Below are 18,222 nucleotides of genomic sequence, written 5' to 3'. Positions count from 1 at the left end.
ACACGAAGCAAGCACAAGGAACACCAAGCAAATTCTTTATGCTCCTTGTGCCTTCGTGGTTCCATTTTTTTAAGAAAGTACTTTCATGTTTTCCGGATCCCACAGTACATATTTCTTTTCGAAATAGCTGTCGTTGCACAGGAGTGCCGGTGCACAGGCACGGAAGCCAAACACGGGATCTTCGGCTACGGTACCGCCGGTGCGGATGGCCCGGAAGAAGTTGCCGAAATGATCGTAGTGAGCACCCTTGTAGCCATCTTCTGCTTTGTACACAGTTTCGCGGGGCGGCAGCATTTTTTTGCGTTCTTCTTTGGCCATGCCCTGCTCGGCCGCTTTGGCTTTCAGGAAGGGATCGTTGGTACCCGCATCAGCATTCAGGCGAACCGTTACTTTATCCCATTCTACATCCATGCTACCCTTGCTACCGTTGAGGCGCAGGTAAGTAGTGCCGCTGGTCCCATCTACAAAATTGCAACGCAGGCTCAGGTCGAAACCGGGATGTGCTTGCGTAGCCGGATAGTCGAACATACCCAGCAAAACATCGGGTACATCGCGGCCATCTTTCCAGTAGCGCAGGCCACCCATGGCGGCTATTTTAGACGGGCCCATACTGTTGGTAATGAAGTGCAGACTGCTGAACAGGTGTACAAACAAATCGCCACTCATACCGGTACCATAATCGAGGTAATTGCGCCAGCGGAAAAAGCGCAACGGATCAAATGCATGCTTCTTGTTGATTTCGTATTTATCCCAGGCTACCGTTTGTGCATTGCCGTCGGCGGGGATTTTATATTGCCATGCTCCTTCCGGACTCATCCTTGCCCAAAAACCTTCGGCATAGTTGAGTTCGCCAATGGCACCTGCTGCCAATAATTCTTTGGCTTTTTCATTGCCCAAAGAGCTCACGCCCTGGCTGCCCACCTGATATACTTTGCCGCTTTTTTTCCAGGCGTTTACCAGCGCCCAACCTTCGCTTACTTTGTGCAGCATCGGCTTTTCGCAATACACATGCTTGCCTGCTTCTAGCGCTGCTATACTAATGGGTTGATGCCAGTGATCGGGTGTGCCGATAATCACCGCATCTACATCACTACGTTTCAGTAATTCTTTGTAATCGTTGGTGGCAAACAATTGTTGGCCCCAGCGTTGTTTGGCTGCATCAATACGGCCCTTGTACAAATCGCATACAGCGGTGATGGTTACATTGGCATGCTGCAGTGCTGATTTCATGTCTTCGGTGCCCATTCCGCCGGCACCAATCAGTCCCATGCGAATGGGTTGATCATCGGGCATCGGCATTAACCTGTGCAGCGGATGGTGAATGGCTGGCACATCAGCAGCCAATACAGATTTGCCGGCTATCATAGCGGCCCCGGCAAGGCCCATTTGTTGTAAGAACGAACGACGGTTTTTCTGACTCATAAGGCTTCGCATTATAGCCAATGAATGTAGCCAAAAAATGAAGTGGTAAATAGGTAAGTTTTTTTAATAATCGCTGGCGGAGATTGAACATCATGTGTTATAAAAAAACGCCCCGGAAAATCCGGGGCGTTCATCTATTTATTCATGGCCCTAACTAATCAGCGCCATGCAGGTTAATGTGCGTGGTGATGCTGGTGCTTGGCAAATTCTTCGGCGCTTACTTCTTCGTCGTTGAACTTGGTTACCTGCGACTCGGCCCATGTAAACAGCTTGTCGGTCATCAGCTGGTTGTACATCTGGTCGATGTATTTGCGGTCGCTCATCATACGGTCTACATAGCTGTCGAGCCATGCTGTGCTTTCATCCAGCGTAGTTACGCCCATGTAGCCCATCATTTGGCGCTTCGCAAATTCGCGGAGCTCTTCGGGGTTTACCTGAAGCTGGTTGTCTACGGTGAGCTTATCGCTGATGAGGGTCCACTTCAATGAGTTGGTAAATGAAGGAAACTCGGCTTCTACTTCTTCAGCAGTCTTCGGCTTTTCGCCACCGCTCTGCAACCAGCGCTTTAAAAAGTCAACGGGCAGTTCGATGTTGGTATTGTCGATGAGGTAGTGATAGATTTCGTCGTGCACCTGGCTTCGGGCCTGATTGGTCCAGTACGCTTCGATGTCTTCTTTTACCGCCTGCTTAAATTCTGCTTCGGTAGCAATGGCTTTGCCGGGGAAGAGTTGGTTAAAGAACTCTTCGTTGAGGTCACGCTTTTCTACAAAACCAATTTTGGTAATGGTGATCTTGAATTTTTTGCTGCCCGCATCGGCTACTTCATTCAGGCCGAGGTCGCCCACAATCCATTCTTTTTCTTTGGCTTCAAAAGCTTCATCCAATGTTACGGTGATGCTATCGCCAACTTTCAGACCATTGAGCTGAGGGCGAACAGCTTCAGCAAAATAGCTTACCAGCAAGCTGTTGTCTTTGGCAGCGCCGCCTTCTACAGCGTTGCCGTCGGCATCTACTTCTGTAAAAGTTACATTCAGCACACACTGGTCGTTGTTTACTGTTTCGGGCTCCTGCATGTTGCCATAGCGGTTTTGCAGGCGGCTTACTTCTTCTTCCACCATTTCGTCGGTCACCTTCACCTTGCGGCGCTTAATGGTAGCATCGGCCGGGTTGGCAACGGTGTATGCAGGTTTCAAACCAATTTCGAAGCTGAAGCTGTAATCTGCAGGCTGGTTCATATCGAGCTTGCCAACAGTAGCTGCATTGTCATCGGTAGGCAGGGGCTGCGCAAAAATCTCAGGGCGTTCTTTATCGAGGTAGCCATTGATTTCTTTTTCAACCGAACGCAATACTTCTTCAGTAAATACGCTGTTGCCAAACATTTTCTTTACGTGGCCCAAAGGAACCATGCCGGGGCGAAAGCCGGGTACATTGGCTTTCTTCGCATAATTTTTCAGCGCCTTATCAAACGCCGGATAGTAATCGTCCTTGGTAATTTGTACGGTGAGGCGGTCTGTGAGCAGGCCTACATTTTCCCGGGTAACTGTTGCCATTGTTATTGCAAAATTTGAAGTTTGAATTTGAGCGTCGGCCAATTGGTCTTTCTCTCGGGCCAGCACCCAATCCCGCATCCTTCCGGATTTGGGGCTGCAAAGGTAACGGAATCACCCCTTGCAAATACACACTTTAGCAGAAGCCTTTTCGCCCCTGCTAAGGGTTTGCGCCGCATCCCAAAAGAAATTAGCATTGAAAAACTAAAAATGTTAGTGTGTAAAAGAAATTGCCCCTATCTTCACCGCGTTAATACTTTTATATTTTAGTAATGGCCAAGAATTCTACTAACACCGAAAACGAGACTATGAGCAACAATGCCAACGCCGAAAAGCTGAAGGCCCTCAAGCTAACCATCGACAAAATCGACAAAGATTTTGGCAAGGGTAGCGTAATGATGATGAACGAAAAGGGCACCGCACAACTGGAAGTCATTTCAACCGGCTCCATCGGGCTGGATACCGCTTTGGGTATTGGCGGCTTGCCTCGTGGCCGGATTATTGAAATCTACGGTCCTGAATCGAGCGGTAAAACCACCCTGAGCACCCACGTGATTGCCGAAGCCCAAAAGAAAGGTGGCATGTGTGCCATTATTGATGCGGAACATGCCTTTGACAGCAACTATGCGCAAAAGCTGGGCGTAGATGTAGACAACCTGCTCATCAGCCAGCCCGACTACGGCGAACAGGCCCTTGAAATTGCCGACCGCCTGATTTTATCTGGCGCTTTGGATGTAGTGGTAATTGACTCTGTAGCCGCACTGGTGCCCAAAGGTGAACTGGAAGGCGAAATGGGCGATAGCAAAATGGGCTTGCAGGCCCGACTGATGAGCCAGGCTTTGCGTAAGCTCACCGCTACCATTAATAAAACCAATACTGTCTGCATCTTCATCAACCAGTTGCGGGAAAAGATTGGTGTGATGTTTGGCAACCCCGAAACCACCACCGGTGGTAATGCCCTTAAGTTTTATGCTTCTGTACGATTGGACATTCGCCGGGTAAGCCAGATTAAAGATGGCGATGAAGCCATTGGTAACCGAGCCCGGGTAAAAGTGGTAAAGAATAAAGTGGCCCCGCCTTTCCGTCAGGCTGAGTTCGACATCATTTTTGGTGAAGGCATTAGCAAGAGCGGCGAAATCATTGACATGGGCGTAGAGCTCGGCATTTTACAAAAGAGCGGCAGCTGGTTTAGCTATGAAGGCAACAAATTGGGCCAGGGCCGGGATGCCGTAAAAGAACTGGTACGGGATAATCCCGAACTAAGTGCAGAAATCGAAGCCAAAATCAGAGCGAAAATTCAAGAAATGCAAGCGGCATGATTATTGCCTTGACTATTTTGATCCAGGCTGTTTCTTAACGCAGGCGAATTCTTTTGCCAGTATCAGCAGCCAACGGATTTTACAGCAAAACCGTCTCCACCAGCCAGGGGGCGGTTTTCTATTTTCAGAACTTTAACATTTTGCGGCTTTTACGCAAAAAGCCCTTCAAAATTGGGTGTTTCCCGTATTGCTCACCGATATGCTTTGTTGCAATTTTACCATCTCGAAAGGAAGCTCATACGAACCAACCGACGAGTTTGACCCTCTACCCCTGAAACAAACCCCATGCAACACCTGCGCCATCACACCCGGCGTGGGTGTTGTCTTTTTATCGGGTGAGGCGGTACACAAACACTGCCGCTCTTTCTGTAAGCCGTGGTAGTTCTTTCATGTTGATGGTTTCGCCGGGGGCATGTGCACCGCCACCGCTGGCACCCAATCCATCGATACAATCTACATATTGTGCTACCCAGCTAATGTCGCCGGCTCCACGGCTACCGGGGTCACCGGCTTTTACCGGGCCCAAACCCATTGCCATGCTCACATCGTTGAGCTGTTGTACTAACTGTAGGTTGCCCGGCTTTGGCTCCATGCTAGGGAAGCCATCATAAAATTCTATTTGCGCAGTGGTACCCCGCAGGTTATTCACCACAATCTGACGCATTGTATTGCGGGCATTGGCTTTTTGCTGTTCGCCCAAAAAACGCAAATCGCCATACACCACCGTTGCCGGTGCTATGATGTTGGTTTTGCCACTCACCGTAGCCCGAAATGCTTCATCATTGGTGTTGAGTTCTGTTCCTCCTGCTATTACGCCCGGGCTAAAGGTCAGGTACTTTTCGCCTTCCAATTTTTGGCGAAACTCCGTCAAAATTCTGGCGGCTTCATAAATGGCGCCATAGCTGCCATTGGCGCCAAACATGCCTGCTGAGTGAGACTGCTTGCCTTGCACCGTCAGCTTCCAGCTGCTGCTGCCACGGCGTCCAATGGCCACCGTGCTGAAGTTTTGTGCGGTTTCAAAACCCAAGGCAATATCGCTGGCTTTGGCACGGGCAATAAAATCTTGCCGGCTTACCCATTCCGGCGAGCCAGTACTTTCTTCATCGCCGGTATAGTAGCACACAATCGTGGCGTCGTCTATCAAATTCAAATTGGCCAGTGCCTGGCAAATGGCCAGCATCATCACATTGCCACCTTTCATATCTACCACGCCTTGGCCGGTTGCTGTGCTGTCGTTAATCATGCGGAAAGGATTGGCTTCCATGTCGGGCTCAAATACCGTATCCAGGTGGCCAATCATCAAAATGCGTTTGCCCTTTTTTCCTTTTCTGTAGGCTACTAAATGGCCGGCACGTTTCAACGAATCGGGCAGGGTAATCCACTCTGTGGTGAAACCAATTTTGCGATACGCCGCAGCCAGTTTTTCGCCCACGGCTTTTACCCCGGCAATGTTGAGCGAACCACTATTGATGTTCACTGTTTCTTTCAGCAGCTCCACATTGGTAGCATGCTGGCGTTGTACTTCGGCCACAATTTTTTGTTCTGTTGCAGTAAGTGATTGTGCCTGTGTAGCTACTGCTGCCGCAGCAAGCAGCATTAAAAAGAAGAATGATTTCATGCGAAAATTTTATTGAACGGGAAAACCTTTGTCTATCCAATCAACCTTGATATTGGTAGACAAATTGAGTAGTTGATGTTTGGTAAAACCCATGCTATTGAGTAGTGCAAATGCCGGCCGGATATTGGGGCAATTGCGAAACGGACAACAACCGCAGTAAATCACCACGGGCTTAGATTTATCTTGTTGTTGCAATAAGGTTTTGAGCTTGGCAATATTGGCCGCATCGCCACCGGGCCCAATATCTACTGAGCCTTTGATGATAGCCCCCGGCCCAATGCTGATGATGAGTGGCACTTGCTTGCCCGACTGAATATTGGCCGCCAGTTGTGCCGGCGGCATCAACTGATGGGGCTGCCAGGGCTCTGCACCCGATGGTTGAGCACAGGCCATGAACATGGGCATGCAAGCAATAAGCAACAAACCATAAAAACGACGCATATGTGTAGCCATGCCGTAAAGATAGGCGGTAGCTATACCCAACATAAACAAAACCGGCTGCCTGTGCAGGCAAACCGGTTTGTACTCATGGTTGATCTTCGTATGGATCGGGTGTGATGGTGCTTATCCAAATGCAACAGCATAGCGGCTTGCCTGCTGATCTTTTCCTCTAACTGCGGCATGGTTTTAATGGTGGCTGTTGGCAGCGATGGCCGCAACACAGGCACGGTAGATTTTACAAATACCTTTTCAGGGTGAATACTGTATTCAGTGGGCAATTGCCATTCCAGCCCTTCGGCCAGCATCAATGCATCCACGTTATGACGCTGTACATAATCGTTGAAAACACGTTGTATGCCCAGGTATAAAAAATCGGTGTAAATGCTATCGATCTGACCGTTTGATTGCTGCCGGATTTTTTCTACTTCGTTGCGGTACGCTTCTGTAAACAAGCTGAGGTATTTGCGTTCACGGGGCAGCATCAACAAATCCATCGGGTCGTTAGAAATCCGCATGATGTGCAACAACACAATTTGCAATTGCTCATCGGGAAAGGCCTGCATGGCTGCTCTTACCGCTTGCAAAGACTTTACTGTAAAATCTGTAGGTACAATCAATTTCATCATGGTGCAAGAATTGAGGCCTTCATCAATCAATCTCGATTGATGATGCAAACCTAGAACCGCTGCAGCAGAAAGGTCTTAAGATGGCATTAATCATTCATTAGAATGTGCTGAGCAAGAATGACGGCATTTTTAATGTGGAGATTAGAAATTCTAATCTGGCTTGGCGCTGTACATGAGTTGCGGCAGTACAATGGTAATACTGGTGCCTTTTCCTTCTACCGATTCCACGGTTATTTCGCCATGGTGCAACCGAACAATGTTGCGGGCCAATGGCAAACCAATACCATAGCCCATGTAGCCACTCACATTGGAGGCACGGAAAAACGGATCGAAAATATAAGGCAGGTCTTTGGCCGGAATACCTATGCCTTTGTCTGAAATGCGTACAATGAGGTTGGGCGATTGCACATCCAGACTTACCAGCACTTCGTTGTTGTCGGAGTACTTGCAGGCATTGATGAGCACATTGGAAAAAGCAGATTGTAACAAATCTTTATTGCCCCATAACTGCAGCTGTTCTTCCTGCTCGGGCAGGTGGCTGAAATCGAAGCGAATGCGATTGTTGGGGTAAATGGCATCGGCCAGTTCTTTGGCACGAAGCAGTTTTTCATCAATACGCAACCGTGTCATTTCTTGCCGGCCACCATCAAAGCCGGTGCGGGCCATGCTCAGCAGCGAACGGGTTATTTCTTCCAACCGCTCTGCCTGCTTTTGAATGGTTTGCAGTGATTGCTGATATTCTTCGGCACTGCGGGTTTTCAGCAAGGCCCATTCTGCTTCGCCCATAATGCTGGTGAGCGGTGTACGCAGTTCGTGTGAAGCATTGCCAATAAAACTTTTTTGCGACTCGAACGAAGTTTCCAGGCGGTCGAGCATGTGGTTGAAGGTGCTTGCCAACACGCCCATTTCATCTTGCCCCGATCCTTCGGGCAAACGCACTGTGAGGTTATGCACTCCAATGTCTTTGGCTTTGCTGGTAAAATCGAGTACGGGTTTTAAAATGCGCCGCGAAAACAGAAAGCCCACAAAACCCAATATCAGTGCTTTGATGATGAAGCTGGCGATAAGCAACCATTGCAGGTTGTTGAGAAACTGTACACCATAATCGTTTCTGCCCGACACTACCACCACATACTTGCCCCAGCTTTCGGGCACGTACAAACCGGCATACAAGGTATTGCCATCGCGGCCTACGGCAGAGCCCTTGGCTACCGCATCGCTAATGAGACTGGCAGGTATTACCGCCTGCATGCCACTGTCAGGTTGCGACTGCTCATTCAGCCGAATGAAATATTGTTTTTCCGAAGGCAGTGTTTCAATGTATTCATTGCGCAGCTCATTAAAAGCAGTGTTGCCTTTGGCAGCATCTTCAAGTGTAATACGGGCTGCCAGCCTTGCCCGTAGCTCTAAGCGTTTGTAGAAATCGGCAAACACATTTTGGTTGGCAAAAAAATACACCAGGCTGCTAAACAGCAACACAATGGCCGCTACCACGGCAATGAACAACCCTGTTAGTCTTGCTCTAAGTGTCATGCTCTTGCTGCAGGGCATAGCCCATGCCAATGATGGTTTGAATAAGTTTTTGCTGGTGTGGCTTGTCTATTTTTTTGCGCAAATAGTTGATGTATACATCCACCACATTGGTGCTGAGGTTAAAGTCGATGCCCCATACATTTTCCAAAATATCTTGCCGGCTGAGCACCCGGTTGGGGTTTTGCATCAGGTACTCCAGCAGGCGGTATTCGGTAGCCGTGAGTGAAATGGGTTGCCCGTTTCTTTCTGCTGCTTTTTGCGGGGCAGCAACACCAAATCGGCCATTTGCAACGGTTGATCGTTGCTTGTAGGTGCCGCATCGCCGGCCGTAGGCTTGGCCCTGCGGATGAGGTTACGCACCCTGGCCATCAGTTCGGCCAGTTTAAACGGTTTCACCATGTAATCATCGGCACCCGCATCCAAACCGTGCACAATTTGCTCGGTGCTGGCCAGTGCTGTGAGCATGAGTATGGGCGTATCAATGCCTTCGCTGCGGAGGGTGGCGCAAATTTCCAGTCCTGTTTTGCCGGGCAGCATCACATCCAGTATCAGCAGGTTGGCCATTTGCTGCCGGGCCAGCGATAGTGCCGACACGCCATCAAAAGCCAGGCTGATTTGATAGCCGGCTTCACTGAGCCCTTTGTGCAGCAAGGAGGCTACATCGGGATCGTCTTCTACTATTAAAATGGAAACTGGGGTTTGCATGGTATGCTGCAAAATAGCACTTGCTGATTTAGGAGCGGTATATCGTTTTTGTAAAAGACAATGAGACAAGGATGTGTAGAAAATGCAATGGGATACGGATTTGCAGGATGAAACGGATGTTCACGGATTCATTGATCATCAACTTTTTTCTGTGAAGCAGGCTAATACAGAACCGCTGCTTGTTTAGCATTGGCACATTTTCATATTAGCTAATTGGCACATTGGCATTCCTCCTCGTTACCTTTGCCGCCTCATTATGCGCAAAAAGAAAAATCAGTTTGTACGTGGGTTGGAGCTCACGGCCTACGCTGCCGAAGGCAAAAGCCTGGGCCGGATAGATGGTAAAGTAGTGTTTGTAGAAAGAGCCGTGCCCGGCGATGTGGTGGATGTATTGCTCACCCGCAACAAAAGCGATTGGGCCGAGGGTGTACCCGTGGAGTTCATTAGCTACAGCCCCGACAGGGTGGCGCCTTTTGCGAACACTTTGGTGTATGCGGCGGCTGCCAGTGGCAAATGCTGCCCTACGAAAAACAACTGGTTTTTAAACAACAGCAGGTATATGACCAGCTTACCCGCATTGGCGGTGTGGCGGTAGAAAACCTGTTGCCCATAGCGGGCTGCCAGCAAACCACCGGCTATCGCAACAAGCTGGAATTTACGTTTGCCAACAAACGCTACCTCAGCCGCGAAGAACTCAACAACCCCGATGTAAGTGCCTTGGGCAGCTTTGCAGGCTTTCATGCCAAAGGCGTGTTTGACAAAGTGGTACACCTGGGCCATTGCCACCTGATGGCCGAACCAGCCAACCAGATACGAGATGTGCTGCGCCAAAAGGCCATCGACATGAACATGCCTTTTTACGACGTGAAGCAACACACCGGCTGGATGCGGGGCGTACAATACCGCCTGTGTACTACCGGCAATTTGATGGTGAATGTGATGCTGGGCTACGAGCAGAAAGAGATGCGCCAGCAATTGCTCGACCATTTGCTGCAGCAGGTGCCGGCTATCACTACTTTGTATTATACCATCAATACCAAGTTCAACGATAGCATGATGGGCCTGGAACCCCAGCTCTATTTTGGGGCCGCCCATGCTACCGAAAAGCTGGAAGATTTTCAGTTTCTCATCAGTCCGAAATCGTTTTTTCAAACCAATACCAAACAGGCAGAGAAACTGTACCAAATTACCCGCGACTTTGCGGAGCTTGATGGCAGTCAAAACCTGTACGACTTATACTGCGGTACCGGCAGCATCGGTATTTTTTGCAGCAAGGGCGCCCAGCAGGTAATTGGCGTAGAGCTGGTAGAAGAAGCCATTGCCGATGCCAAAGCCAACGCCGCACTCAACGGATTGGAGCATACGCATTTTTACGCTGGCGATGTGATTGACATTTGCGACGACGCCTTTTTTACCAAACACGGCCGGCCCGACGTGATCATTACCGACCCGCCACGGGCCGGCATGCACGAAAAGCTGGTGCAGAAAATACTGGACATGGCTGCACCCACGGTGGTGTATGTAAGCTGCAACCCCGCCACGCAAGCCCGTGACCTGCGCCTGCTGGCCGCCAAGTACGAGGTTACCAAAGCGCAGCCGGTCGACATGTTTCCCCACACCCATCATATCGAAAATGTGGTGCAGCTGAAACTCAAACCCCCAACCCCCTAAAGGGGGCTAAAAGCCTATAGTCGGGAGATTAGAGCCACCCAACCTACGTCTCCTCTCCCTTGGGAGAGGCTGGGTGAGGGTAATACAGAAAGGGCGGAGTCCAAACCCGGTATTTATTTTCAACCACCCACTACACGCCCAATTCATGGATTAACACTCTCGCAAACTTCTGTTGGCTTTTTTATTCGTACTTCGCAACACCGAAACAAACGTAGCGGCATTCTTATGACTCAATTTCGTCCCGGTAGCTTTCAGATTTTGCCGGTAGTGATAAAAAATCTGCTCATCATCAATGCCCTGGTGTTTTTGGCCCAGGTCACTTTTGATGGTGTTTTTCCCGGCAGCGACTTGCAGGTAAAAGTGGGCAATACCAGCAACCTGTTTGCCTTGCACCATTTGTTTTCGCCGTTGTTTAAGCCTTGGCAGCTGTTTACCCATATGTTTATGCATGGCAGCCTCATGCACCTCATCAGCAATATGTTTGCGTTGTGGATGTTTGGCTCCATTCTGGAAAACCTTTGGGGGCCAAAGCGGTTCCTCATTTTCTATCTGGTGTGTGGCTTAGGTGCGGCACTGTTGCACCTCGGTTTTTTGTGGTACGAAAACATGCAGCTCGTTAGCGATTTTGAATCGTTCAAAGCGCATCCTACCCTGCAGGCGTACATCAATTATTACAACACGTACAACCTCAACTCAGGCTACGATTACAATATTGCAGCCCGCATTCTTACGGCGTGGCAATACGAGCCCAACAATTTGCAAATAGCAGAGCAGGCCGTAATGCTGGTAACCGACCATGCCAACTATTCACTGAGCGAAGCCACGCTGGGCGCCAGTGGTGCGGTGTTTGGCTGCCTGGCCGCCTTTGGCTATTTGTTTCCCAACACCTACATCTACCTCTACTTTTTTGTACCCATCAAAGCCAAATGGTTTGTGCTACTGTACATCGCATTTGAACTGAGCATGGCCGTACGCAACAGTGCCGGCGACAACATTGCCCGTTGGGCTCACCTTGGCGGTGCACTGGTGGGTTTTTTGCTGGTGTACTTCTGGAACAAAAACAACCGGCGAAGTTTTTACTAAGTAAAATTTGGAGCCAGATGCAACCACGCTCCTTGTTCATTCGTTGTCATTTTTTATTTGGCTGTCAGGCCTTTTCATAAAAGCACACATAGGTTATGGGCACATATCCGGGACAAAAAAAACGAACCATTTTACTGGGTGCAGAAAACAATGCATTGGTGGGGCTGGTGGCCGTTTCGACCATCATGTTTGTGATTGTCACTTTTTTGCAAATTGGGTATTACCTCAGCGGCATTCCTGAAAACTTTTTCATTAAGCAGGTACTCAACTGGCTGACCCTGCCTGCTGAGCCCAGCGTTTTGCTCAGCCGCCCCTGGACCATTTTTACCTACATGTTTACCCATAGCGAGGTGTGGCAGCTCATCAGCAATATGCTGTGGCTATGGGCTTTTGGCTACATACTGCAAGACCTGATGGGTAACCGACATCTGGCACCCATTTTCATGTATGGTGGTTTAGTGGGTGCATTTTTCTTTTTGGTTACGGTCAATATTTTCCCTGTACTGCAGCAGCAAATCAACGTCATCCGCCCCATGGAAGGGGCCGGTGCCGGGCTGATGGCTGTAGCGGTGGCTACCACTGCTTTAGCACCCAACTACCGCATCTTTCCGTTGCTCATGGGTGGCATACCTTTGTGGGTGCTCACCCTCATTTTTGTGTTGATAGATTATGCACTCATTGCCAGCATTGGTGCCGGTACTGCGGTGGCACATTTGGCCGGCGGCTTTATTGGCTTGCTGTATATGAAGGCCGTGCAACGTGGTGCCGACTGGGGCGAATGGATGCATCAATTGTATCACTGGTTCTTCCACATGTTCGACCCAAAAAAGGAAGACCAGCAACGCAAGCAAAAAGAAAAACTGCATTACAAACAAGGCCCTGCTCCTTTTAAAGCTACACCAAAACTGACACAGCAGCGGGTAGATGAACTGCTCGATAAAATCAGTGTGCAGGGCTATCATTCGCTTACGGATGAAGAAAAAGAATTTCTGAAAAAAGCCAGCAACGATTCGTTGTAGCGTTCCCCGTTTCATGCAGCAGCACCCCACACAAAATTCTCCATGGTTTATTCGGCTGTTGGCATGGCCGGCGTTGCTGCTGTATACAGTAAGCCTGTTGCTGTACAGCAAACCGCCAGCCAATTGGTGGCCAATGGGCATTATCGGCATTGGCTGGCCATATTTATGGTTTGCTTTTGCTGCATTGCTACTGCTCTTGTACCGCTATCGTTTTGCTTACCGCAAGTTTTGGTTGTACAGTTGGTGCATGGGTATCATAGTCATGAGTAACATGTGGGCCGTGCATCCTTTTGCCAAAAAATGGACACCCCAAAAAGCCGCTGGTTCGCTCCGCATTATGCAATGGAATTGTGAGCAGTTATCCGGCATCGATACTTTTTATCACCCTTTATTGCCCGGCAGAAAAGAAGCCGAAGCGTTCATCAGAAATGCCAATCCTGACATTATTGTTATGCAAGATTTTCAGGATTACAAAAGTGACGCCTTGCATTCCAACATTGCTTTCTTCCGCGATACACTGGGTTATGCATTCATGCATTTTGCCCCTTATTTTAAAGACGTGAAACCTTGGGGAGAGGTAGAAGAAGGTGTAGTCATTTTTTCCAAACAACCTTTTTTGCGCAGCGGAAAAGTACAATACCCGCAAAGAGAGTATGCACCGTACATTGCCTGGGCCGATGTGCTGTACAACAACAAACCGGTGCGCATTGCCACCACTCATTTTATCAGCATGCACTTAAACCTGGGGGTGATGCCTGCCGATACCTTCGGTTTTATTTTACAACAGGATACCAGCGTACTCGTTACAGGAAGCAAGCTCAAAAAGCTGCGCTATTATCAGGCCTATCACACTACCCAGGCGCAAACACTGCGGGCATTTGTAGATACCTGCACGGTGCCGGTAGTACTTGGCGCTGATTTGAATTCTGTTCCGACGTCGTATGTATACCGCAAGGTAAAAGGCCCGCTGCAGGATGCATTTCTGGAAACCGGATTTGGCTGGGGTAAAACCTACCGCAAATCAAACCTGCCCAACCTGCGGATTGATTACCTGCTGCACCACCCCCAACTGCAAGTGCTGCAAATGCACAGTCCCACACTTCGCATCAGCGATCACAAACCCTTGCTGGCAGATTTCAGATGGCTATAACAAACCATATCAGCTTTCTATATTCCAATAGGTATTAAATTCAGCCCCGGTACATGGCATTCAGTTTTAGAAAAATGAGCAAACGTTTTTTCATCAGCAGCAATCTGCTGGTGAGTGTGCTTTTTTTGCTGGCCTGTTTGCAGCCATGGCTCAATCCGGAAAGCTTTTGGCTCATCAGTTTTCTGAGTCTCACCATTCCTTACCTCTGCGTTTTGTTGTTGCTGTTTGTTGTGTTTTGGTTTTTTTTCAAAATCAAATACACTCTTATTTCCATCATCACATTGCTACTGGGCTGGCAGCAACTGAGTGTGCTGGTAGCTACGCACAACCCCGACTTTAGCAAACGCAAACCCGCCAATACCCAGCAGCTCCGCATTTTTACCTGGAATGTAAAAGCCATGAAAGGCAACGGGGCACAAGACCCCAAAACCCTGCGGGAAACCACCCGCAACATGTATGCCCTCATCAAAGCCTACCGGGCCGATGTGGTGTGCTTTCAGGAGTTTGGCCAGTTTGACAAACCCCACGAAGGACACGACAATATTCAATGGATGAAGGAGCTCGGCTTTCCGTACTATGTGATGTCGAAAGACTACTCACGGGTAGCGTGGAAGTACACCAGCGGTGTGGCTATTTTTTCCCGCTATCCTATTGTGTTCAAAAAGCGGGTGCCGTTTACTTCCAGCCCCGAAAGCCTGTTGTTTGCCGACATTGCCTGGAAAAAAGATACTATTCGCATTTTTACGTCGCACCTGCAATCGTTTAAACTGCTGGGCAACGATTTTGCGCATTTGGAACAAGCCGCAGGCAACAACAGTGAGGAACTCGTAGAAGCATCGAGCAATATTTTTCAGAAAATGAAACGGGCCTTTCGCAACCGCGGTGCCCAGGCCGATCAGATACGGCCCGTACTCGATAGCAGCCACTACCCCGCTATTTTTTGTGGCGATGTAAATGATGTGCCGGGCAGCTATGCCTACTGGCAGCTTCGCGGCAGCAACTGGCAAGATGCTTTTTTGAAAAAAGGATTTGGCATTGGCCGTACTTACATGGGTTTGGTGCCTACGTTGCGCATCGACTACATATTTGCCAACCCCAAATGGGAAGTAACGCAATGCGCCACGATACCCTCTAACTACAGCGACCACCTGCCTGTGGTGGCCGACCTGCAGCTGCTGAAATAAATTTTCACGTTTACGCATTTGTTACCGTCAATACTAATGAAGACACTACTAACCATTTTAGGTCTGACATTTTTTACTTGGACTGCAAAAGGACAATTTCCATTTGAGAAATATCCTGTCATAAAATACAAGTCTTACAATGAATGGAAAACATACGACAAGACTGAAAAAGAAAAAAGAGTCCATAGCACTTTGACAATTCCAAAATTTTACAACAACGGTGACACACTTACGATTCAGCTAACTTCATTCACTGACCATTGGTGGAAAAATTCCATAATTCGTGTTTTTCGTAATAAGAAAGAAACGCAGAAGATTTTTGAAAATATGGGATTTAATCCTGGTGGTTTAGACACCTTGAGAGTTGCCGACATAAACGGTGACGGACTTGAAGACATAAAAATCATTTCTGCCTATATGGGAAATGGAATAGCAGCTTTGAACGTAAAAGTTATTTATCTATTTCAACAGATTGACAAGAGTTTTAAAAAGGTATCTTTTGCGGACAAAATGATTAATAACCGACAAGAGAGAGATTTGGATGGAGATGGAAATTTTGAAATTGTCACCATGAATTTAGTAGAACACGAACACCACAACTATTGGTTATTCAACCTTTTCAATTACAAAAACTATGGACTATTGAATGTAAATATGAAATTCAATTATCCGATTATGATTCAATTTCTGTATCGTGACAATTATGAAATAACAAACAAAATTAGCAGGGAGAAAATGAAGACCTTTGCTTTAAAATTACCAGACGAGTATGACACAAAATAGAAATACTGGTGGTAACACGGGTTTTGCTTCAGGCTCTATGGTGTGCAAACTTTGGAGTTTTTTGCTGTCTCGTCCTGAAATTGGATAAAAGTTTTCTGCTTCTAAAGCCACCCGATCGCAAAGCATCAATTGATTTATCCCGCATTTGCTCAATGCTTATTCGTAACATTGCCCTGCAAATGAACACCGCCATTTACCATACCTGTTGTTGTTGTTGCTGTTAATCAGCACTTCTTACTTTTTGCTTCGGCATCTTTGCAACCCCATTCATTTGTACTTCTAATTTTTCTTTTGATATGTCTGATACTGCTGCATCGCAACTGCATGTGTACAATAGCTACACCCGCTCTAAAGAACCGTTTCAATCGATTACGCCCGGCCACGTAGGTATGTATGTATGCGGCCCCACCGTAAGTGGCGAAAGCCATCTGGGCCATGCCCGCCCCTACGTCACCTTTGATGTGCTGTACCGCTACCTTACCCACCTGGGCTACAAAGTGCGGTACGTTCGCAACGTAACCGATGCCGGCCACTTTGAAGAAGAAGGCCGACAGGCAGAAGATAAAATTGCCAGCAAAGCCGTGCTCGAAAAATTGGAGCCCATGGAGCTGGTAACCAAGTACACCAACCTGTTTCGTTGGGCCATGAAGCAGTTCAACAACGTAGAACCGAGCATTGAGCCCACCGCCACTGGCCACATTGTAGAGCAGATAGAAATGATCGAAAAAATCATGGCCGAAGGCTATGCCTACGAGAAAAACGGCAGCGTGTATTTTGATGTAAAAAAATACGCCGACGACTTTAAAGACAGCAACCCCTACGGCAAGCTGAGCGGCCGTGTGCTGGATGATATGCTGGAAACCACCCGTGAGCTGGATGGCCAGGAAGAGAAACGCGACAAGGCCGACTTTGCTCTTTGGAAAAAAGCACCGCCAGAGCACATCATGCGCTGGGCCAGCCCCTGGGGCGAAGGTTTTCCCGGCTGGCACATTGAGTGCTCGGCCATGAGCAGCAAGTACCTGGGCGAAGAGTTCGACATCCACGGTGGCGGCATGGACCTGCAGTTTCCGCACCACGAAAGTGAGATTGCACAAAGCAGCATTTGCCACCACGGCAAGCTGATGGCCCGCTACTGGCTGCACAACAACATGATTACCATCAATGGTAAAAAGATGGGCAAGAGCTACAACAACGTGATTAAGCTGACCGAACTGTTCAGCGGCCATCACCCCCTGCTGGAGCAGGCCTACCACCCCATGACCATTCGCTTTTTCATTTTGCAGAGCCACTACCGCAGTACACTCGACTTTGGCAACGAAGCCCTGCAAGGTTCCGAAAAAGCCTTGAAGCGACTATGGGAAGCCTACGAAAACCTGCAGAAACTGGATGCCGCCAAGTTTGGCAGTAGTGCCGGTGATGCACAGCTCGACGCCAAAGTGAACAAGCTGGTTACTGAGTTTGCCGAGTTCATGAACGACGACCTGAACAGTGCCAAAGTGATCGCCAACATGTTTGAACTGGCGCCGATCATCAACGGCATCAAAGGCGGACAAATAGCTACCACGGCTTTGAGTGCTGCTACGCTTACCCAATTGCAATTGCAGATGAAAGTGTGGCTTGAAGATATTTTCGGATTGCAAAACCCTTCGGCTGCAGGTGCTACGGATGATGGCAAACTGGGCGGCGTGATGGATGTGCTCATTCAGCTGCGCAAAGAAGCCAAGGCCCGCAAAGACTACCAAACCAGCGATGCCATCCGCAACCAACTGATGACCTTGGGCATTCAGCTGAAAGATGAAAAAGACGGCACCGTTAGTTGGAGCATGTAAATACTTTGTTTTAAGTAATACCAACAGCCTTCACATGATGTGAAGGCTGTTGGTATTAGTCGAAAAATCTGTGCATCTGTGGCCAGAATTGTTTTACGCCACGAATTCACAGATTGAAAAGGCACTCTTTTATCCAATAATCTGTGTATCTGCGGCTATCATTTTATACCGCCCTTTCAGGGCTTTGTTTGTTTTGTGTTTCCTTACTACCAAGGGCTACACCCTTGGCTTAAAGTATTCCGCCCCTTTGGGGCTTTTATCGTCGATCAGCAAATCGTCTGTGGATTAGAAC

General features: G+C 48.5%; 17 protein-coding genes. 9 read left to right on the top strand and 8 right to left on the bottom strand.

Annotation, left to right across the window (positions count from 1 at the left end; genetic code table 11):
• Positions 1-69: 69 nt before the first annotated feature.
• Both GLV81_RS18845 and tig read right to left on the bottom strand, forming a co-directional pair.
• A complete protein-coding gene (locus tag GLV81_RS18845; protein ID WP_157480568.1) occupies positions 70-1,422 on the bottom strand; it encodes a Gfo/Idh/MocA family protein in 1,353 nt (450 codons plus the stop codon).
• Positions 1,423-1,595: 173 nt separating this feature from the next.
• Entirely contained in the window at positions 1,596-2,972 is a 1,377-nt protein-coding gene (tig, locus tag GLV81_RS18840) for a trigger factor (RefSeq protein WP_157480567.1), read from the bottom strand.
• 269 nt (positions 2,973-3,241) lie between these two features.
• Between tig and recA the strand changes: the two genes are divergently transcribed.
• A complete protein-coding gene (gene recA, locus GLV81_RS18835; protein ID WP_281350742.1) occupies positions 3,242-4,288 on the top strand; it encodes a recombinase RecA in 1,047 nt (348 codons plus the stop codon).
• Between the two features lie 328 nt (positions 4,289-4,616).
• Here the strand turns inward: recA and GLV81_RS18830 are convergent, their stop codons facing one another.
• The 6 genes from GLV81_RS18830 to GLV81_RS18810 all read right to left on the bottom strand — a co-directional run bounded on the left by GLV81_RS18830 (position 4,617) and on the right by GLV81_RS18810 (position 9,211).
• A complete protein-coding gene (locus GLV81_RS18830; protein ID WP_157480565.1) occupies positions 4,617-5,906 on the bottom strand; it encodes a M20/M25/M40 family metallo-hydrolase in 1,290 nt (429 codons plus the stop codon).
• A gap of 9 nt (positions 5,907-5,915) precedes the next feature.
• Positions 5,916-6,359: a rhodanese-like domain-containing protein gene (locus GLV81_RS18825; RefSeq protein WP_157480563.1), complete on the bottom strand. Its 444-nt coding sequence runs from the start codon at positions 6,357-6,359 to the stop codon at positions 5,916-5,918.
• 20 nt (positions 6,360-6,379) lie between these two features.
• Positions 6,380-6,973 carry a hypothetical protein gene (locus GLV81_RS18820; protein ID WP_157480561.1) on the bottom strand — a complete coding sequence of 198 codons (594 nt, stop codon included), beginning with the start codon at positions 6,971-6,973 and terminating at the stop codon, positions 6,380-6,382.
• Between the two features lie 150 nt (positions 6,974-7,123).
• Entirely contained in the window at positions 7,124-8,506 is a 1,383-nt protein-coding gene (locus GLV81_RS18815) for a sensor histidine kinase (protein WP_197428772.1), read from the bottom strand.
• Positions 8,496-8,693: a winged helix-turn-helix domain-containing protein gene (locus GLV81_RS20895; protein ID WP_246186130.1), complete on the bottom strand. Its 198-nt coding sequence runs from the start codon at positions 8,691-8,693 to the stop codon at positions 8,496-8,498. The genes GLV81_RS18815 and GLV81_RS20895 overlap by 11 nt, the downstream gene beginning before the upstream one ends.
• Complete coding sequence (locus GLV81_RS18810) at positions 8,693-9,211, bottom strand: response regulator transcription factor (protein WP_246186129.1); 519 nt, start codon at positions 9,209-9,211, stop codon at positions 8,693-8,695. The genes GLV81_RS20895 and GLV81_RS18810 overlap by 1 nt, the downstream gene beginning before the upstream one ends.
• Positions 9,212-9,467: 256 nt before the next feature.
• On the opposite strand from GLV81_RS18810, the gene GLV81_RS20890 reads away from it, so the two are divergent.
• From GLV81_RS20890 to cysS, 8 genes are all read left to right on the top strand, one after another.
• The gene (locus tag GLV81_RS20890; protein ID WP_246186128.1) at positions 9,468-9,806 is read left to right on the top strand and encodes a TRAM domain-containing protein; all 339 of its coding nucleotides are present in this window, start codon (positions 9,468-9,470) and stop codon (positions 9,804-9,806) included.
• Positions 9,725-10,882: a 23S rRNA (uracil(1939)-C(5))-methyltransferase RlmD gene (rlmD, locus tag GLV81_RS18805; protein WP_246186127.1), complete on the top strand. Its 1,158-nt coding sequence runs from the start codon at positions 9,725-9,727 to the stop codon at positions 10,880-10,882. The genes GLV81_RS20890 and rlmD overlap by 82 nt, the downstream gene beginning before the upstream one ends.
• A gap of 225 nt (positions 10,883-11,107) precedes the next feature.
• On the top strand, positions 11,108-11,965 hold the full coding sequence (locus GLV81_RS18800; protein WP_157480557.1) for a rhomboid family intramembrane serine protease: 858 nt from the start codon (positions 11,108-11,110) through the stop codon (positions 11,963-11,965).
• A gap of 95 nt (positions 11,966-12,060) precedes the next feature.
• Positions 12,061-12,984 (top strand): rhomboid family intramembrane serine protease, encoded by a 924-nt coding sequence (locus tag GLV81_RS18795; protein WP_157480555.1) that lies wholly within the window; start codon positions 12,061-12,063, stop codon positions 12,982-12,984.
• Between the two features lie 13 nt (positions 12,985-12,997).
• Positions 12,998-14,134 carry an endonuclease/exonuclease/phosphatase family protein gene (locus tag GLV81_RS18790; RefSeq protein WP_157480553.1) on the top strand — a complete coding sequence of 379 codons (1,137 nt, stop codon included), beginning with the start codon at positions 12,998-13,000 and terminating at the stop codon, positions 14,132-14,134.
• Between the two features lie 74 nt (positions 14,135-14,208).
• Positions 14,209-15,318 (top strand): endonuclease/exonuclease/phosphatase family protein, encoded by a 1,110-nt coding sequence (locus tag GLV81_RS18785; RefSeq protein ID WP_197428771.1) that lies wholly within the window; start codon positions 14,209-14,211, stop codon positions 15,316-15,318.
• Positions 15,319-15,354: 36 nt separating this feature from the next.
• Complete coding sequence (locus tag GLV81_RS18780) at positions 15,355-16,101, top strand: hypothetical protein (RefSeq protein ID WP_157480550.1); 747 nt, start codon at positions 15,355-15,357, stop codon at positions 16,099-16,101.
• A 296-nt stretch (positions 16,102-16,397) separates the two neighbouring features.
• Positions 16,398-17,930, top strand: coding sequence for a cysteine--tRNA ligase (gene cysS / locus GLV81_RS18775; protein WP_157480548.1), 1,533 nt, complete (start codon positions 16,398-16,400; stop codon positions 17,928-17,930).
• The last annotated feature ends 292 nt before the right edge of the window (positions 17,931-18,222 follow it).

Source organism: Phnomibacter ginsenosidimutans, from assembly GCF_009740285.1.
In the GTDB taxonomy this organism is placed as follows: domain Bacteria; phylum Bacteroidota; class Bacteroidia; order Chitinophagales; family Chitinophagaceae; genus Phnomibacter; species Phnomibacter ginsenosidimutans.
This window is presented reverse-complemented; position numbering and strand designations above follow the sequence as displayed.

What these genes read in the sequence shown, in the direction of transcription:
- GLV81_RS18845 (WP_157480568.1), bottom strand. Translation starts at nt 1,422, where the DNA reads ATGAGTCAGAAAAACCGTCGTTCGTTCTTACAACAAATGGGCCTTGCC.
- GLV81_RS18800 (WP_157480557.1), top strand. Translation starts at nt 11,108, where the DNA reads ATGACTCAATTTCGTCCCGGTAGCTTTCAGATTTTGCCGGTAGTGATA.
- GLV81_RS18830 (WP_157480565.1), bottom strand. Translation starts at nt 5,906, where the DNA reads ATGAAATCATTCTTCTTTTTAATGCTGCTTGCTGCGGCAGCAGTAGCT.
- GLV81_RS18825 (WP_157480563.1), bottom strand. Translation starts at nt 6,359, where the DNA reads ATGGCTACACATATGCGTCGTTTTTATGGTTTGTTGCTTATTGCTTGC.
- tig (WP_157480567.1), bottom strand. Translation starts at nt 2,972, where the DNA reads ATGGCAACAGTTACCCGGGAAAATGTAGGCCTGCTCACAGACCGCCTC.
- GLV81_RS18820 (WP_157480561.1), bottom strand. Translation starts at nt 6,973, where the DNA reads ATGATGAAATTGATTGTACCTACAGATTTTACAGTAAAGTCTTTGCAA.
- rlmD (WP_246186127.1), top strand. Translation starts at nt 9,725, where the DNA reads ATGCTGCCCTACGAAAAACAACTGGTTTTTAAACAACAGCAGGTATAT.
- GLV81_RS18815 (WP_197428772.1), bottom strand. Translation starts at nt 8,506, where the DNA reads ATGACACTTAGAGCAAGACTAACAGGGTTGTTCATTGCCGTGGTAGCG.
- recA (WP_281350742.1), top strand. Translation starts at nt 3,242, where the DNA reads ATGGCCAAGAATTCTACTAACACCGAAAACGAGACTATGAGCAACAAT.
- GLV81_RS18780 (WP_157480550.1), top strand. Translation starts at nt 15,355, where the DNA reads ATGAAGACACTACTAACCATTTTAGGTCTGACATTTTTTACTTGGACT.
- GLV81_RS18785 (WP_197428771.1), top strand. Translation starts at nt 14,209, where the DNA reads ATGAGCAAACGTTTTTTCATCAGCAGCAATCTGCTGGTGAGTGTGCTT.
- GLV81_RS20890 (WP_246186128.1), top strand. Translation starts at nt 9,468, where the DNA reads ATGCGCAAAAAGAAAAATCAGTTTGTACGTGGGTTGGAGCTCACGGCC.
- GLV81_RS18810 (WP_246186129.1), bottom strand. Translation starts at nt 9,211, where the DNA reads ATGCAAACCCCAGTTTCCATTTTAATAGTAGAAGACGATCCCGATGTA.
- GLV81_RS18795 (WP_157480555.1), top strand. Translation starts at nt 12,061, where the DNA reads ATGGGCACATATCCGGGACAAAAAAAACGAACCATTTTACTGGGTGCA.
- GLV81_RS20895 (WP_246186130.1), bottom strand. Translation starts at nt 8,693, where the DNA reads ATGCAAAACCCCAACCGGGTGCTCAGCCGGCAAGATATTTTGGAAAAT.
- GLV81_RS18790 (WP_157480553.1), top strand. Translation starts at nt 12,998, where the DNA reads ATGCAGCAGCACCCCACACAAAATTCTCCATGGTTTATTCGGCTGTTG.
- cysS (WP_157480548.1), top strand. Translation starts at nt 16,398, where the DNA reads ATGTCTGATACTGCTGCATCGCAACTGCATGTGTACAATAGCTACACC.